We start from the raw sequence: 15,370 nt of genomic DNA, 5'->3' as shown, positions 1-15,370 counted from the left end.
GCCCGAGCGAGATGGGACGGCGGTCGTTCCTCGAGATGGCGGCCGCGGCCGCCGTCGCGGGCGTCGCCTGCCGCGCGGAGCCGGGCGGAAGGGACCGGGAGGCAGGCGTGTCGACGCGATCTCGGGAGCTCGCCGGCAAGTGCTGCCTCGTCACCGGCGCCACCTCCGGCATGGGCGCGGTCACCGCCCTCGAGCTGGCGCGGCTCGGGGCGACGGTCGTCGTCTCCGGGCGCAGCGCGGAGAGCTGCGCCTCGCAGGCCGAGGCGATCAGGCGCGAGACCGGCGCGCGCGTCGAGACCGCCGTGGCCGATCTGGGATCCCTCGCTCAGGTCCGCAGGATGGCGGCCGAGGTCGCGAGCCGGTTCGAGCGGCTCGACGTGCTGGTGAACAACGCCGGTACGCGCCTGGAGCAGCGGAGCGTGACGGAGGACGGGCTGGAGAAGACGTTCGCGGTCAACTACCTGTCACACTTCCTCCTCACCAACCTGTTGCTCGACCGCCTGCGCGCGAGCCCCGCCGCGCGGGTGGTGAACGTCGCCTCCGACGCCCACGCCCTCGGGAAGATCGAGCTCGACAACCTGCAGGGGGAGCGACACTACGAGCTGATGGACGCCTACGCCCGCTCGAAGCTCGCGGTCGTGATGTTCACCTACGAGCTCTCGCGGCGGCTCGAGGGGACGCGCGTGACCGTCAACGCCGTGCACCCGGGCATCGTCGCGACCAACCTGGGCGACGAGAACGGCTTCTTCCAGGGCTGGCTCCGCGTACGGATGCGGAATCTCCTCAAGCGGTCGCTCCTGACCCCGGAGGAGGGAGCTCGCAACATCGTGCGCCTCGCGAGCGCGCCCGAGCTGGAGGGCGTCACGGCCCGCTACTTCGACCAGGACCGCGAGGTCCGCTCCACGCCGGCGTCGTACGACGCGGCGCTCGCGAAGCGGCTCTGGGAGGTGAGCGAGGCGCTCTGTGCGTCCCGGCCGGCCGCGGGCGCCGGGTCCTCGCAGCGCGCGCAGCCCGCCGCGACCGGCAGCGCGACGGCCCGCTGAGGATCGGCCATGCCGGACGCGCTCCACGTCGTCTGTCCCCACTGCGAGGCCACCAACCGCGTGCCGGGCGCGCGCCTGGTGGAGGCGCCGAGCTGCGGCCAGTGCCACCGCCCCCTCTTCACCGCGCAGCCGGTGGAGCTCGCGCAGGCGGCGTTCGAGCGGCACGTCGGCCGGAACGACATCCCGGTGCTGGTGGACTTCTGGGCGCCGTGGTGCGGCCCGTGCAAGGTGATGGCGCCGCACTTCGTCCAGGCCGCCGGCCTGCTCGAGCCGCGCGTGCGCCTCGTGAAGGTGAACACCGACGTCGAGCAGGGTCTCGCCGCGCGGCACGGCATCCAGAGCATCCCCACGCTCGCGCTCTTCCAAGGGGGTCGCGAGATCGCCCGCCAGGCCGGGGCGATGGGGACGCAGGACATCGTCGACTGGGTGCGCGGGCGGCTCCCCTGAGCGGCTCGTGCCGCCGCCCCCGGGCGTTCAGACGGTGACCACCTTCGCCGCGTCGAGCGAGCGCCGTACGATCTCTCGCATGTTGCTCACGTGCCCGACCTGGAGCTTCTCGGTGAGCTCGAAGAACTCGAGGCAGGTGACGCAGGCGAGGAGGTCCACGCCGGCGTCGTCGAGCTGCCTCAGGGCCTCCAGGCTCGTCGAGCCGGGCCCGAGGAGCCTCACCGCCGCGTTGTAGAACACGATCGCGTCCGGCTTGGGCTCGACCGTGACGAGCGTGCGGAGGAAGCTCCCGAGGAGCTTCGCGCCCAGCCCGTCGTCGCCCCCGCCCATCTGCTCCGAGCTCACGATCACCACGGTCCCGCCCTGCTTCGTATGGTCCATGACGTCTCCGCGGCGCGCAGCCGCGCGAGGGAATGGCGACGGAGGACCGCCGCGCGCTTCTCGCGCGGAGGTCGATTGGGCGTCACGCGGAGACGGATCAGGCGGGCCGGCGTGCACGAGGCGAAGCGCGCTCCTCCGCCGGGCCGGGACCCATCGCACCGCATGGCGCGTCGGACGTCGGGGCGAACTCGCCCCGGGCCTCACGGCGTCAGCGGTCCAGCGGGACGCGGCGCTCGATGCGGAACACGCGCTTCACCTCCTCTCGCGACCGGGCTTCACGTGCCCGCGGCCGGACAGGGCGCAGTCTAGGAGCGAGGGGCGCTGCAGGGGAAGGCCTGCGTCGGCGTCGCGGGGCGTGGCCGTGTGTCGCACCGCCACGCACGGCGGCACGGCTGCGCTCAGCGGAGGAACTCCAGCAGCGCCTTCTCGAACGCGGGGAACGCCTCGACCTGCGGGACGTGACCGACCCCCGGGAGCTCGACGAGCGCCGCGCCCGGGATGCGCCGCTGCGTGTCCTTCCCGAGCCGCGTGTAGTCGCCCATGGTCTTCTGCACCTCGGGAGCGGCGAGCGGCCGTCCCGGCGCGCTGCGATCCCGCAGCCCGATGACGAGCAGCGTGGGCACGCGCACGCGGCCGAGGTGCGGCACGATCGGCTGGGTGAACACCATGTCGTACGTGAGGGCGGAGATCCACGCCATGCGCGGCCACTCCGGGTGAAGCGTCCAGCCGGCGAGGAGCCTGGTGTGCTCCTCGTACTCGGGCTTCCACGCACCGTCGTAGTAGGCCTTCCGCTGGTACTCGCGGACCTGCTCCGGGTTCTGCTTCAGCTCCTGGGCGTACCAGTCGTCCACGGTGCGGGGAGGGATGAGCGCGGCGTAGTCCTCGAGGCCGATGGGGTTCACGAGCACGAGCCGCTCGGTCGCCTCCGGGTAGTCGAGCGCGTAGCGCGCTGCGAGCATCCCGCCCATGGAGTGCCCCACGACCGCGGAGCGCGAGATCCCCAGCGACACGAGCAGCGCCCGCGTGTTCGCGGCGAGCTGCGTGAAGCTGAACTGGTACCGCTCGGGCTTGCTCGACTTCCCGAAGCCGATCTGGTCGGGGGCGATCACCCGGAACCCGGCGCGGTTGAGCGACGCGATCGTGGTCGCCCAGGTGCCGGCGTGAAAGTTCTTTCCGTGCAGGAGCATCACCGTCCGGCCGTTCGGCGCCGCGGGCATGGCGTCGATGTACGCCATGCGCAGCTGCTGCCGCTGCGAGATGAGCGGGAAGTAGGAGACCGGGTACGGGTACTGAAAGGCGCCCGCCTCGGGGTCGATCGCGCCGGCCGGAGTCGCGGCCGCCGCGGCGGGCGCCGCGGCGTCTGCGCCCTGCTCCCCCGCGCCGTCGAGCGCCGCGTCGCCTCCCGGTCCGCGCGCGGTCCGGCAGCCCGCCACGAGCACGAGGAGGAAGATCCCGAGCGGAACGGCGCATCGCGCGGTGAGCCTGCGAAACGGCGAAGGCGCCATGTGCGAACCCTCCGCGGAGCGCGAAGCTCCGCCCAGGACCGGGTAACGCTGGGCGGCGCCCGTCGCACGGCGGCGCGCCGCCCCGCGTCCGACCCGGCCGCCTCCCCGGCCCAACGGCCGACCCCAACCGGACGAGCGCGGTCGCGTTGCACCTCTCCCGGCCCGCGACGATGGGTGCCGCGAACCGGGAAGGAGCGCGGCGATGGACGATCGCCGGCACGCCCGGCACCGAGGACTCGCCGGTCGCCTACTGCCCGCCGCGCACCGTGCTCGACAAGCTGCTCGTGGACGCCGCGGCAGAGGCGGGCGCGGAGCTGCGGGAAGGCTTCACGGTGGACGAGCTCCTCGTCCAGGACGGTCGGGTCGCCGCGATCCGCGGCCGCTCGCGAACCGGCGCCGCCGCGGTCGAGCGCGCCCGTACCTGCGGAGCTCGAGCTCGCGCCCGAGCTCGCGGACCGCGTCGGCGCGCCAGGCGCGAGTCGCGGTTCGCCGGCGCGTGCGTCCCGAACTTCTTCCGCAAGCCCTACGGGCCGGGTGGGCGGCGTTCTTCGCGCCGGAGAACGTCCGGGCGCTCGCGGGCGGGGCCCAGCAGCCGAGCTGACGCACCGATCACCACCCGCGCACGCGCCTCGGGCGCCAATGGTGGGTGCGGTGCTCGCGGACGTGATCGCCGCGCGCGAAGAGCTTCACGAGGACCACGCCCGCGGCGAAGCCCCCGACGTGCGCCCAGAAGGCGACGCCGCCGCCGCTCTGCCCCATCGACGCGACGCCGCTCAGGAGCTGGAGCCCGGCCCAGTACACGAGCATCATCCACGCGGGCAACGCGATGGACGTGAGGAAGAAGCCGATCGGCACGAGGGCGAACACCCGGACGCGCGGGTACAGCACGAGGTAGGCGCCCATCACGCCGCTGATCGCGCCCGAGGCGCCCACCATCGGGACGCCCGAGGCCGGGCTCGTGACCACCTGCGCGAACGCCGCCGCCAGCCCGCAGAGGACGTAGAACGCCAGGAAGCGCGGCCGCGTCATCGAGTCCTCGACGTTGTCCCCGAAGATCCAGAGGAACCACATGTTCCCGAGCAGGTGCATCCAGGAGCCGTGCAGGAACATGGAGGTGAGGAGGTGCGAGGCCTGCGTCCCCGGGTCCGTCAGGCACGCGATCCCCTCCCCCATCGGGAAGGCCGTCCCGGGCGGAAGGGCGCCGGTGAGCTCGCCGGGGATGAGCCCGAGGTCGCACACGGACTGCATGAGCGGGAGGTCCGAGCCCGCGCCCTGCACGAGCACCCACGCGAGGACGTTCAGGGCGATGAAGGCGAGGGTGACGTAGGACCGGCGCTGCGTCTGGTTCTCGTCGCGGTAGGGGAACATGGTGGTGACTCGGTCGGCCTCACTTACCGCGATCCGGGCGCGGCGTCGCGGAAACGAAGGAGGCCTCCCCTCAGGCGTCGTCCCGCTGGTACAGCCTCAGCTCCCAGCGATCCGCCTGCTCGTCGTGGCGCAGGAGGTACACCGCGCCGTCATCGCCGCGCAGCTTGAAGTAGCGATGGTCCGGCCCGTACCAGCGGTCGAGCACCTCCACGACCTCGACGCGCCGGTCGCCGAGCTCGAGCCGCCGCGGCGTCTCCTCGCCTCGGTACCCTGCGTGACACTCGACCTTCACGTCCATGCGTCACCGCGTCCCGCGGGCGGCGTGGCGGGACGCCGAGGCCCAGGAACATACGCCTCCCGTCGGCGCGGCGGACCTGACGGCCGGCCGCAGCCTGCCTCGGCTCGCTTTCGGGTTGCCCCGAGGCGCGGCCGTGGCCATCACCCGCGCCGGAGGAGACCATGGCCGAGCTCCGCGACGCCCTCCCGCCGCTGTACCGCGAGCTCCTCGGAGAGCCCTTCGCCGAGGAGATCCCGCCCGAGTCGAAGGCGACGTGCTCCGCGTGCGCCATGCTCGAGCGCGGGTGCCAGGGGTCGGCCGTCGCGCCGGTGGACGGGCGCAGCCGCTTCTTCAGCCCGGACACGAAGTGCTGCACGTTCCACCCGAGGCTCCCCAACTATCTCCTCGGCGCGATCCTGACGAGCGACGATCCGGCGCTCGCGGAGGGGAGGCGCCGCGTCGCGGCGCGGATCGCCTCGCGCGTGGGCGTCTCGCCCGAGTGGCTCCACCCTCCCCGCACGTTCACGCTGCTCTACGACAGCGCGCGCGGCGCCTTCGGCCGCGCCCGGGGGCTGCGCTGCCCGTTCTACGAGGCGGACGCGGGGGGATGCACGATCTGGGCGCACCGCGACGCGGTCTGCTCCACCTACTTCTGCAAGTACGTCGCGGGCGCCGACGGGCGGCGGTTCTGGACGGCCGTGAAGGAGCTGCTGTCGCTCGTGGAGATCCAGCTCGCGCGCGCGGCGCTCCTCGAGCTCGCGCCCGACCTGCTCGACCGCGAGCCGGGGCTGCGGCCGGCCTCGGCGACGCCGGTCGGCCCGGAGGACATCGACGGTGCGGCGCCCCCCGAGGAGGAGTACCTCGCCGCGTGGGGCGCCTGGGCGGGCCGCGAGGTCGAGCTTTATGCCGCCTGCGACGCCTACGTGCGGTCGCTCTCCGCGCACGATCTCGACGGGCTCCTCGGGCTGGACGGGCGGCTCGCCCGCCGCGCGGTCCGTCGCGCGCTCGACACGGCGCGCTCCCCCAGCCTCCCGCCGGTGCTGAGGCTCGATCCCGGGGCCACGATCGCGTGGCTCCCCGACGGCAGCGTCGCGCTCGGCTCGTACAGCGAGCTCGAGGCGGTGGCGCTCCCCGGGGCGGCGTACCGCCTGCTCGCGCGGTTCACCGGCGACGAGCCCATCTCGACGGTGCGCGCGCGGCTCCGGGCGGAGGAGCACGCCGACCTCTCCGACGACGTCCTCCTCGAGCTGTACCGGCAGCGCGTGCTCGTGCCCCCTCCGCGGCGGGCTGCGGCCAGGCCGGGCGGGGGCGGGCCGGCGCCGTAGAACCTCTTCGCGTATTCCGGCCGGGCGCGACGCGGTCGCGCCTTCGTCGTTCCGCTCGTTTCGCAGGTGGACGTGGGCGAGGTCTCGAGAGGAGGACGCACATGCCGTTCGTGGTGAGGATCGAGCACTCCGTTCCGAGCTTCGAGAAGTGGAAGCAGGCGTTCGACGGGGACCCCGCCGACCGAAAGGGCTCCGGTGTCCGGCGTTACCAGATCCTGCGCCCGCAGGACGACCCGAACTACGTCATGATCGACCTCGAGTTCGACACCGCCGGCGACGCCGAGCGCTTCCTGCGGGCGCTGGAGCGGATCTGGAGCGGCGCCGGGAAGGCGTTCATGCACAATGCCCGGGCGCGCGTCGCCGCCCGCGTGGAAGCGAAGGAGCTCTGACCCGACGCCGTCGCGCACGCACTCGAGTGCTGACGCCGATGGGGCCAGCCCGCGGCCGCGCCCGCTGGCAGGACGAGAGGACCGGCTCACGCGTCGTAGCGGATGTCGCCCGCGCCGGCGGCGTCGTACCCGGCGATGCCGCCCACCTCCGCGCGGAACGCCTCGCCCTGGGCGACCTCGCACAGCCGGACCACGCGGGCGTCGCCGAGATCGCGCGCCTTCACGATCAGCCCGTACGCCTCCGTGGCGAGCGGCTGGAACGCGAGGCCGGCGCGCTCGCCCCAGGCGCGCGAGCAGAGCCCGGCGTCGGCGCGGCCCGCCACCACGGCCAGGACGACCTCGAGGTGGGAGTCCACCACCAGGGCGTTCGCGTGGACCCGCGCCGGATCGAGCCCCGCGCCCCGGAGCGCCACGTCGAGGTGGTCGCGGACGCCGGCCGTGGCGGGCCTCGAGGCCAGCCGCTTCCTGGCGAGCTGCGCGAGGCGCATCGGCCTCCCGGCGGGATGGACGAGCCCGATCTCGCGGGTGACGAGGTGCACGCGCGCGACGCGCTCTTCGCCGACGTGGCTCGGGAACCCGCCGGCGTGGGCGCCGGCCGCCAGCACCGCCCGGCGGCGCAGGAGCTCCGCCGCGGCCCGCATGTCCGCCTGCACGAAGCCGAGGAGCGGAGGTCCCCTCGCGGACGCGAGCTTCAGCAACGTCAGCACGGCCACGTCGCCGTTCGCCGCGATCAGCGACGGCGCCGCGTCCGCCGAGGCGCTCGCGAGGGGGACCGGGGCTCCGGAGGGCTCCTCCCGCGTCCCGGCCGCCTCGCCCCCCGCCCAGGCGAGGACGTCGGCGCGCGAGAAGCGCCACTCCGATCCGACGCGACGCGCCGGCAGGCCCTTCTTGAGGAGCCGGTAGACGTGCTTCGGGTGGACGCGGAGGAGCTCGGCGACCTCGACGGTCGTGAGCAGCGGATCGGGCATGCGCGCCTCGAGACGAGGCGGCCACCTCGGGGACCTGGAGGGGCCGCAGTTGCCGGATGCTACGTTCTCGCGGTATCTGGAGGCAAGTTGTTACCTGAACGCACCTATCGCGGAGCTCTCGTGACGCTCGGCCTGCCCCTCGCCCTCGCGCTCTTCGCCGCCGGCGCGGCGGGGGCGCAGGACGGGAAGCGAACCCTCTCCGTGGCCGCCGCCGCGAACCTCAAGAGCGCCGCGGACGAGCTGAAGCGGGGGTTCGAGGCGGAGCAGCCGGGCGTGGAGGTGAGGCTGGCGCTGGGAGCCTCCGGAACGTTCTTCGCGCAGCTCCAGCAGGGCGCGCCGTTCGACGTCTTCCTCTCCGCCGACCGCGAGTACCCGGCGAAGCTCGTCGCGGCGGGGCTCGCGGCCGCGGCCGACGAGAAGGTCTACGCGTTCGGCAAGCTCGTGGTCTGGTCGCCGCCGGGGTCGGCCCCGGGCCTCGAGGAGCAGGGCCTGGCCGCGCTGGCCAGGCCCGAGATCGAGCGGATCGCCGTCGCCAACCCCGCGGTCGCTCCCTTCGGTCGCGCCACCGAGCGGGCGCTCCGGTCGGCGGGCGTCCACGGCGCGGTGAAGCCGAAGCTCGTCCTCGGCACCAGCGTCGCGCAGGCCGCCCAGTTCGCGACCACCGGGGCAGCCGACGTCGCGTTCCTCCCCTACTCCCTCACGTTCGGCGAGGCGCTCTCCGGCGGGAGGGTCTTCCTCGTCCCCGAGGCGCTCTACCCCAGGATCGAGCAGTCCGCGATCGTGCTCTCGGGCTCGAGGGATCCCGCGCTCGCCCGGCGCTTCCTCGCCTTCGTCACCGGCGCGAAGGGGCGCGCCGTCCTGGCGAGGTACGGCTACGGCCTCCCCTAGCGCATGGACACCGCCGCCCTGGCCCTCTCGGCGCAGCTCGCCACGCTCACCACGATCGCCCTGCTGGTCCTGGGGCTGCCGCTGGCGTGGTGGCTCACCACGACCCGCTTCCGCGCCCGGTTCCTCGTGGAGGCGGTGGTGGCGCTCCCGCTGGTCCTGCCGCCCACGGTGCTCGGCTTCTACCTGCTCACCGGGCTCGGCCCGCGCACCCCGGCCGGCCGCGTCTTCGAGGCGGTGGCGGGTCACCCGTTTCCCTTCTCGTTCACGGGGCTGCTCGTGGCCTCGGTGCTCTACAGCCTGCCGTTCGCGGTCCAGCCGTTCTCGGCCGCGCTGGGGAGCGTGGATCGCCGGCTCGTGGAGGCCTCCCACACGCTGGGCGTGTCGCCGCTCGGCACCTTCCTGCGGGTGACCCTGCCGCTCGCGTGGCCCGGCGTCCTCGCCGGCGCGGTGCTGACCTTCGCGCACACGCTGGGCGAGTTCGGGGTGGTGCTGATGGTCGGCGGGAACATCCCGGGCCGGACCCGCACCCTCTCCGTCGCCATCTTCGATCACGTGGAGGCGCTGGAGTACGCCGCCGCGCACCGCACCGCGGGGCTCCTCCTCGCCATCTCGTTCGCCGTCCTGGCCCTCGTCTACGCCCTGCAGCGGCGCCCCTTCTTCCGATGGAACGAGCGCTGAGCTTCGAGATCGAGCGGCGGTTCCCGCGCGGGCCGGTGGTCTCGGCGCGTGCGTCCTGGCCCCTCGGCCGCGATCCGGTCACCGTCCTCTTCGGGCCGTCGGGCTCCGGCAAGACCACCGTCCTGCGCGCGCTCGCCGGGCTCGACCGGCCCGACGCCGGCGCGATCGGGTTCGACGAGGAGACGTGGTTCGACGCGGCGCGGGGCGTCTTCGTGCCGCCACAGCAGCGGCGCATCGGGTTCCTGTTCCAGGAGTACGCGCTCTTCCCCCACCTCTCCGTCGCGGCCAACGTCGCGTTCGGCCTCCACCGGCGCCGGCGCCAGGAGCAGCAGGCGCGCGTGGAGGAGCTCGCGGAGAGGTTCGGCCTCGCCGACCTCCTCCAGCGCCGGCCCGCCCAGCTCTCCGGCGGCCAGCGGCAGCGGGTCGCGCTCGCGCGCGCCCTCGCGCCGCGCCCGCGGCTCCTGCTCCTGGACGAGCCCCTGTCCGCGCTCGACGCGCCCTCGCGAGAGGAGCTCCGGGGCGAGCTGCGCCACCTCCTCGAGCGCTCGGGCGTGCCCACCATCGTCGTCACGCACGATCGCACCGAGGCCCTCGCCCTCGGCGATCGGCTCGTCGTGCTCGCGGAGGGCGGCGTCCGGCAGGTCGGCCCGGTGCACGAGGTCTTCTCCGGGCCGGTGGACGCCGAGGTGGCGCGCGTGGTCGGCACGGAGAACGTCTTCCCCTCGCGGCTCGCCCGGCGCGAGGACGGCCTCGTCGTCGTCCGCGCCGGAGAGGCGGAGCTCGTGGCGGTGGATCCGGGCGGCGTCGAGGACGAGGCCTACGCCTGCGTGCGCGCGGAGGACGTCGTCCTCGAGCCGCCGGACGCCCACCGCTCGTCGGCGCGCAACCGGCTCTCCGGGACCATCGCATCCCGCCGCGACGAGGGGCCGCTCGTGCGCGTCACCGTGGAGTGCGGCGTCCGCCTCGTGGCGCTCGTCACGCGCGCCAGCGCCGACGGGCTCGGGCTCTCGTCCGGCAGGCGCGTCTGTGCCGTGGTGAAGGCGCCCAGCGTACGGGTCGTGCCGAGGAGGGCGTGACCCGGCGCCCCCGGGAGGCGCGCCGCCACCGCCGACGGTGGCGGTCGTCCCCGGCGACCCAGCTCACATGCGTCGGCGCACCCGGCGCCAGGCCGCGAGCACCGCCATCGCGGCGGCGGTCGCGAGCGCCGGGACTCCCGCCGACCCGTGCTGACAGCCGCCGCCGCCGGCCAGGCTCGGAACGTCCCCGGGTCCCGGGGGATGGCTGCCCGCGTCGTTCGGATCCGTGCCGCCCTGCACCTCGGTGGCGTCGCTGAAGCCGTCTCCGTCGCTGTCCTGCGTGGGGTCGAGCGCGGTTCCCGGCCAGGCCTCCCCGAGCGTGGGGGCGCCGCCGTTCCTGCAGGCGAAATCTCCCGTCATGCCGCTCGCCGCGTCGTTGCTCGCCGTCGCCGCCCAGACGCGGACCGGCGTGGTCGGACCGATGCCGACCGCCTGGAGCTCCGGCCAGGAGAACGCGGCGTCGACGAAGTAGTCCGCGGAGCCACCGTAGGCGGAGCCGGGCGCGGTGACCGACCGGACCCGCAGGGACCAGGAGGCGACGCTGGCCGGCGACGAGTCCGGCGGATCGCGCGCGTCGCCCGGGATCCCGGTGGTGTTGCGGTAGACGGACACCGTTCCGGTGCCGCCGTCCGCGACCAGCATCGCCTCGTACGTGGTCGGGTCCGCGTCGCTGTCGACGAGCAGCCCCCACGCGAACGGGCGGGGGTTCCCTCCCGGCGCGGGGTCCTGATCCACGCGCAGGCGCACGTACAGGAAGTCGGAGTCGGCCGCGCGGAGGCCGGTCGGAGCGGCGACGTCGCCGACGAGATCGCGCTCGAAGATGGCGCCGGACTCGTCCTGGAACGGGTCGGTCATGACGCCCGTGTCGCAGGGCCATGCCCGGTAGGCCTCGTCGGCCGGGAACTGCTGCGCGGAGGCGCGCGGCCAGGGCGCCAGCGCCAGCGCGGCCACGACGGCTAAGCGGCGGTCGAGCATCACGGCTCCCTTCCTCATCCGGTGATCACGAATTCCACCCGGCGATTCTTCGCTCGACCGGCCTTCGTCTTGTTGGGCGCGATCGGCCGGGACTCCCCGTAGCCGCGGATGGACAGCCGGCTCGGGGCGATGCCTCGCCTCACCAGCGCGTCCCTCACGGAGTCGGCGCGGCGCTCCGACAGCTCCTTGTTGGTCAGCGCCGGCCCGACATCGTCGGTGTGACCCTCCACCCGTACGCGCCGGATCTCGGGGTGGGCCCGGAGGATCGACGCGACCTGATCGAGCAGCCGCTGGCTCTCGGGCTTCAGCCGCGCCGATCCCGTCTCGAACTGGACCTTCCCGCGAACGGTGATCCGGTTCTCGCGGTAGGTGACGACGCCGTCCGGGCAACCGTCGCGGGCCCCTCCGCCCGGATCCTCGGCCTCGTCCGGGCACTCGTCGTCGTCGTCGGCGATGCCGTCTCGATCGTTGTCGTCCTCCGGGCAGCCGTCACCGTCCTGGAAGCCGTCCGCGTCCTCCGCCTGGCGAGGGCACCGGTCGGAGAAGTCGGGGTTGCCGTCGCCGTCGCCGTCCGCGTAGCTGCTGCTGGTCGGACGGGGCGTGAACCGGATCCCCGCCACCACGCGGTAGTTCGCGGCGCCGAGGCCGTCGGTCAGCCCTGGCCCGCCGCCGAGGTAGACCTCCCAGGACGGGCTGGGCTTCGCGACCACGCCGGCGATCACCTCGAGCGGCACCTGCTCGACCGAGGCGAGGTCCGGGTCCAGGAACGCGCCGCCGGTCGCCTCGACCGTGAGATCGAGGAGGTCCCTTCGCGGGAACACGGCGAGCTGGGCCGCGCCCCCGAACGTCACCTCCTGCCCGAGCGGCTGGCGACCCGGGCGCAGCCGGACGCCGCCGTTGAGCGTCACGCCGAGGCGTCCTCCCCGCATCCCGAGGAGCAGCTTCGGCTCCGCCGTGACGACGCCGTCGCCGCGGAGCTCCCGCTCGTTCCCGGTCGGGAGCGTGATCGGGACGGCGAGCCCGATCGCGTACCGCGCGCGCCCACCCACGGTCCCGAGCGCGAGCTTCGGCACGAGGCGGAGGTCGCCGATGCCGGAGTCCGCGGTCACGAGCCTCCCGTTCATGAGGAGCGGATCGCCCTCGTACAGTGCGTGGAGCGGGAGGTCGACGCCGAGCTCCAGGAAGTCGAAGAGCGCGAGCGAAGCGAGGAGGTCGAAGCTCGCGGCGGAGTCGAGGGGGCGTCCCGCGATCTCGCCCGTCGCGTCCCTCGTCACCACCGCGTCGTCGGCGTAGTTCAGGAAGAGGCCGAACCCGTAGCCGAGGTGCGGCGCGACGAAGGGGCGCTCGACGGTGAACCCACCGGCGGTGCCCGCCGCGGGCGCGAAGCGCTGGCCGTCGAAGCCGGCCACGTCCGCCGCACCGGCGACGACCGGGACGAGCAGCACGGAGAGCAGTACCGACCGGACGGTCGAGCGCATGAGCCTCCCATCGGTGAGGGGACGAGCCGGCATGCTTACGCACCGATCCGGGCGCACCTCAAGGGGGGCGTGTGCGGAGACGTACACCGGTGAACACGTCCGCTCACCCGCGCCCGGGCCCGAAGCGACCCACCGGTGATCGCAGTGGGGCGAGCCTCGGCCCCGCTCCCGGAACCGGGCCATAAGCCGCCGTGATGGAACATCCGTTCTTGCGCGTCACGCTCCGCGGACGTTCCAGCGCACGCTCCCTTCCCACCACAGGGAGGAAGCGGTGCAACAGAACACGGTCGTGAAGGATTCGTTCTCTCTAGGTCAGGCGTTCGCGGCGATGGGCATCCTCGTCGGGCTCGCGATAGCGGTCCCCCTCATGGGCATCATCATGATCCCTGGCATGGTGCTCGGCGTGGCGGCGCGCGGGCTCAGGGAGGCGGCGGCGGAGGCGCTCGCTCCGAACCAGGACCGCGCGGCCCCGGCCGTCTCGGCCGCTCCGCGTCGCCTGGCGGCGCCATCTCTCGGCGCAGGCCATTCGCCGTGCGCTCCCGAGACGTCTCCCTGACCCACACGGTCTACGGCCCGCCGGACCACGCCCGCGGGACCGACGCGACGAAGGCCGACGCGGAAGCCTCGGAGGAGCACTTCGACGGCGAGACCACGGAGTAGCGGCGAGGCGCCGTCCGGGACACCCTGTACGCTCCGTCGCGAGGCGCCTCCCACTCTGCGTCAGGTGACCGTCTTCAACGAGCCTGCGCTGCTCGCGCCACCTCCCGCGCCTCCCGCGCGAGCCCCTCCACCACAGAGTGGAAACCCTTGAACTGCTCCATGCGTGCCGCGCGCAGGCGGCGCCGGATCTCGGCGGCGATCCGCGGGACCTTCGCGGTGCCCCCGGTACAGCAGACGACGCCGATGTCCCCGGGCTCCACTCCGGCCGCGCGCACGGTTTCGTCCAGGCAGCGCAGGATCGCGTCCACCTCCCGGCGGCTCGCCTCCTCGAAGCCGGACCGCGTGACCGGCTCGCGCACCTCGATACCTGGGTACGTGAACACGATCTCGGAGGCGTGTCTCGCGGAGAGCGTCCGCTTGGCGCGCTCGATCGCCTCGAACAGCTGGAAGCCCTGCGTGTCCTCCACGAGGACCGTGAGCTGATCCATCCTGCCGCGGTCCTCCTCGGAGAGCGACCAGCGGCGCACGTCGGCGAGGAAGCTGGCGATGTCGCGCCGCTGGAGGATCGACAGGTGCGCGGGCGAGCAGAGGTGCTGCACGATGCCCTGAGGCATCCGCAGCACGTTGTTCCCGAACGGCGCCCGGTACTGGACCTCCGCGCCGAAGTGGCGGCCGACCTGGGCCCTCATCAGCGACGCGTCGAGCGCGTCCCCGGCGATCGCGACGCCGCCCACGGCGAGCACGTCACCTCGCTCGAGCGCCCGCGGCCCGATGCGGAGCACCGTGAAGTCGGACGTGCCGCCGCCGAAGTCGCCGATGAGCGCCAGCTCCTCCCGCTGCGCGGCGGCGCCGAACGCGCGCGCCGCGGCCACCGGCTCGGGGAGGAAGTGGATCTCCTCGAACTCGGCGACCTCCGCCGCCTTGCGGAGGCGGCCCTCGGCGAAGGCGTCGTCCTCGCCGTCGAAGTGGACCGGGCGCCCCAGCAGGGCCCGCCGCACCTCGGTCCCGAAGTGCGCGTCCGCCCGGAGCCGCATCTGGCGCAGCAACGCGCCGACCAGCTCCTCCGCGGAGACCAGCCGTCCCCGGATGATCGTCCCGCGGAAGGAGCGCGAGCCGAGGTGGTGCTTGATGGAGCGCAGCAGGCGGCCTTCCGCCCCGTGCTCGACGTACTGGCGAAGAGCCTCGCCGCCCACGAACACGCCGCCCGCGTCGGGGAAGCAGAGGATGCTGCGCAAGATCGTCGGGTCCGACGCCTCCGGATCGAGCGGCACCGGATCGAACACTCGCTCCGGGTTCGCGGCCGCCAGGAGCGAGTTGCTGGTGCCGAAGTCGATCGCGTAGTGGGTCGGGAGATCGGCCATGCTTCTCTCCATGCGGCCCGTAGGGCCGGCCGCAGGACGGTGAGGTGGGATCGGAGTCTGGGCGGCCCAACGCGCCGGCGCCGTTCACGCCGTCGCGTGCCTCGGCGGCCGGGGAGCGGGTCTAGCGCCGCGCGTACTCCCGCGCCGCGTGCGGGTCGCGCCACCTGCGGAATCCGCAGTGGAGGCACTCGTCCGAGAACGGGTTCGCGATCCAGAGCGTCCAGTGGAAGTGGTCGCCGCAGAACGGGCAGCGGAACGACGCGAACCTGACCGCCGCGCCGACGATGGCGGTGATCCAGGCGGCGAGGAGGAAGTGACCGGGCGCGGTGCTGCCGGTGAGCTCCGGCAGGGCCTTCGTCGACCAGGCCAGGACCGGCACGGCGGCCACGATCGCGGCCGCCAGCAGCCGGCGCCGCGTACGGTAATCCCGCCACACCGGCGGCAAGCTCGAGCTCATGTGGCGCGAGGATACCGCAGGACGCGCGGCCGGCCGAAAGGACACGCCCGCTCGGCGGGCCGCTTGCGTCGCGCCGCGATGGCGGCGACCGCCG

At 74.0% G+C, this 15,370-nt stretch carries 17 protein-coding genes; 8 read left to right on the top strand and 9 right to left on the bottom strand.

All coding sequences use genetic code 11. The features are described from left to right. Positions 1–11 precede the first annotated feature (11 nt). Together ANAE109_RS08050 and trxC are read left to right on the top strand one after the other, a co-directional pair. Positions 12–1,043, top strand: a complete 1,032-nt coding sequence (locus tag ANAE109_RS08050) for an SDR family oxidoreductase (RefSeq protein ID WP_234945274.1) — start codon at positions 12–14, stop codon at positions 1,041–1,043. 9 nt (positions 1,044–1,052) lie between these two features. Then, complete coding sequence (gene trxC, locus ANAE109_RS08045; RefSeq protein ID WP_011985892.1) at positions 1,053–1,490, top strand: thioredoxin TrxC; 438 nt, start codon at positions 1,053–1,055, stop codon at positions 1,488–1,490. A gap of 27 nt (positions 1,491–1,517) precedes the next feature. On the opposite strand, the gene yedF is transcribed toward trxC, so the two are convergent. The 4 genes from yedF to ANAE109_RS08025 all read right to left on the bottom strand — a co-directional run bounded on the left by yedF (position 1,518) and on the right by ANAE109_RS08025 (position 5,042). Beyond that, positions 1,518–1,871, bottom strand: coding sequence for a sulfurtransferase-like selenium metabolism protein YedF (gene yedF, locus ANAE109_RS08040; protein ID WP_011985891.1), 354 nt, complete (start codon positions 1,869–1,871; stop codon positions 1,518–1,520). A 398-nt stretch (positions 1,872–2,269) separates the two neighbouring features. After that, the gene (locus ANAE109_RS08035) at positions 2,270–3,376 is read right to left on the bottom strand and encodes an alpha/beta fold hydrolase (protein WP_011985890.1); all 1,107 of its coding nucleotides are present in this window, start codon (positions 3,374–3,376) and stop codon (positions 2,270–2,272) included. A gap of 609 nt (positions 3,377–3,985) precedes the next feature. Beyond that, positions 3,986–4,744 (bottom strand): rhomboid family intramembrane serine protease, encoded by a 759-nt coding sequence (locus ANAE109_RS08030; RefSeq protein WP_011985889.1) that lies wholly within the window; start codon positions 4,742–4,744, stop codon positions 3,986–3,988. Positions 4,745–4,814: 70 nt separating this feature from the next. Continuing rightward, positions 4,815–5,042: a hypothetical protein gene (locus ANAE109_RS08025; RefSeq protein WP_011985888.1), complete on the bottom strand. Its 228-nt coding sequence runs from the start codon at positions 5,040–5,042 to the stop codon at positions 4,815–4,817. 161 nt (positions 5,043–5,203) lie between these two features. Between ANAE109_RS08025 and ANAE109_RS08020 the strand changes: the two genes are divergently transcribed. Continuing rightward, complete coding sequence (locus ANAE109_RS08020) at positions 5,204–6,346, top strand: YkgJ family cysteine cluster protein (protein ID WP_011985887.1); 1,143 nt, start codon at positions 5,204–5,206, stop codon at positions 6,344–6,346. A gap of 101 nt (positions 6,347–6,447) precedes the next feature. Beyond that, the gene (locus ANAE109_RS08015; RefSeq protein ID WP_011985886.1) at positions 6,448–6,735 is read left to right on the top strand and encodes a hypothetical protein; all 288 of its coding nucleotides are present in this window, start codon (positions 6,448–6,450) and stop codon (positions 6,733–6,735) included. An 86-nt stretch (positions 6,736–6,821) separates the two neighbouring features. Here the strand turns inward: ANAE109_RS08015 and ANAE109_RS08010 are convergent, their stop codons facing one another. After that, positions 6,822–7,703 (bottom strand): helix-turn-helix transcriptional regulator, encoded by an 882-nt coding sequence (locus ANAE109_RS08010; RefSeq protein ID WP_011985885.1) that lies wholly within the window; start codon positions 7,701–7,703, stop codon positions 6,822–6,824. A gap of 120 nt (positions 7,704–7,823) precedes the next feature. On the opposite strand from ANAE109_RS08010, the gene modA reads away from it, so the two are divergent. The 3 genes from modA to ANAE109_RS07995 are packed head-to-tail and all read left to right on the top strand — an operon-like array spanning position 7,824 to position 10,345. Then, on the top strand, positions 7,824–8,591 hold the full coding sequence (gene modA / locus ANAE109_RS08005; RefSeq protein WP_143827929.1) for a molybdate ABC transporter substrate-binding protein: 768 nt from the start codon (positions 7,824–7,826) through the stop codon (positions 8,589–8,591). 3 nt (positions 8,592–8,594) lie between these two features. Further along, positions 8,595–9,269, top strand: coding sequence for a molybdate ABC transporter permease subunit (gene modB, locus ANAE109_RS08000; RefSeq protein ID WP_011985883.1), 675 nt, complete (start codon positions 8,595–8,597; stop codon positions 9,267–9,269). Next, on the top strand, positions 9,254–10,345 hold the full coding sequence (locus tag ANAE109_RS07995) for an ABC transporter ATP-binding protein (protein WP_011985882.1): 1,092 nt from the start codon (positions 9,254–9,256) through the stop codon (positions 10,343–10,345). The genes modB and ANAE109_RS07995 overlap by 16 nt, the downstream gene beginning before the upstream one ends. Positions 10,346–10,408: 63 nt before the next feature. On the opposite strand, the gene ANAE109_RS07990 is transcribed toward ANAE109_RS07995, so the two are convergent. Together ANAE109_RS07990 and ANAE109_RS07985 are read right to left on the bottom strand one after the other, a co-directional pair. Beyond that, positions 10,409–11,320, bottom strand: coding sequence for a thrombospondin type 3 repeat-containing protein (locus tag ANAE109_RS07990; RefSeq protein WP_234945327.1), 912 nt, complete (start codon positions 11,318–11,320; stop codon positions 10,409–10,411). Positions 11,321–11,334: 14 nt separating this feature from the next. After that, on the bottom strand, positions 11,335–12,798 hold the full coding sequence (locus ANAE109_RS07985; protein WP_049768542.1) for an OmpA family protein: 1,464 nt from the start codon (positions 12,796–12,798) through the stop codon (positions 11,335–11,337). Between the two features lie 271 nt (positions 12,799–13,069). On the opposite strand from ANAE109_RS07985, the gene ANAE109_RS07980 reads away from it, so the two are divergent. Further along, on the top strand, positions 13,070–13,354 hold the full coding sequence (locus ANAE109_RS07980; RefSeq protein ID WP_011985879.1) for a hypothetical protein: 285 nt from the start codon (positions 13,070–13,072) through the stop codon (positions 13,352–13,354). 178 nt (positions 13,355–13,532) lie between these two features. Here ANAE109_RS07980 and ANAE109_RS07975 read toward each other — a convergent pair whose 3' ends face one another. After that, positions 13,533–14,819, bottom strand: a complete 1,287-nt coding sequence (locus ANAE109_RS07975; protein ID WP_011985878.1) for an Hsp70 family protein — start codon at positions 14,817–14,819, stop codon at positions 13,533–13,535. A gap of 121 nt (positions 14,820–14,940) precedes the next feature. Beyond that, the gene (locus ANAE109_RS07970) at positions 14,941–15,276 is read right to left on the bottom strand and encodes a hypothetical protein (protein WP_143827927.1); all 336 of its coding nucleotides are present in this window, start codon (positions 15,274–15,276) and stop codon (positions 14,941–14,943) included. Positions 15,277–15,370 lie beyond the last annotated feature (94 nt).

The organism is Anaeromyxobacter sp. Fw109-5 (assembly GCF_000017505.1).
GTDB lineage: Bacteria > Myxococcota > Myxococcia > Myxococcales > Anaeromyxobacteraceae > Anaeromyxobacter.
This window is presented reverse-complemented; position numbering and strand designations above follow the sequence as displayed.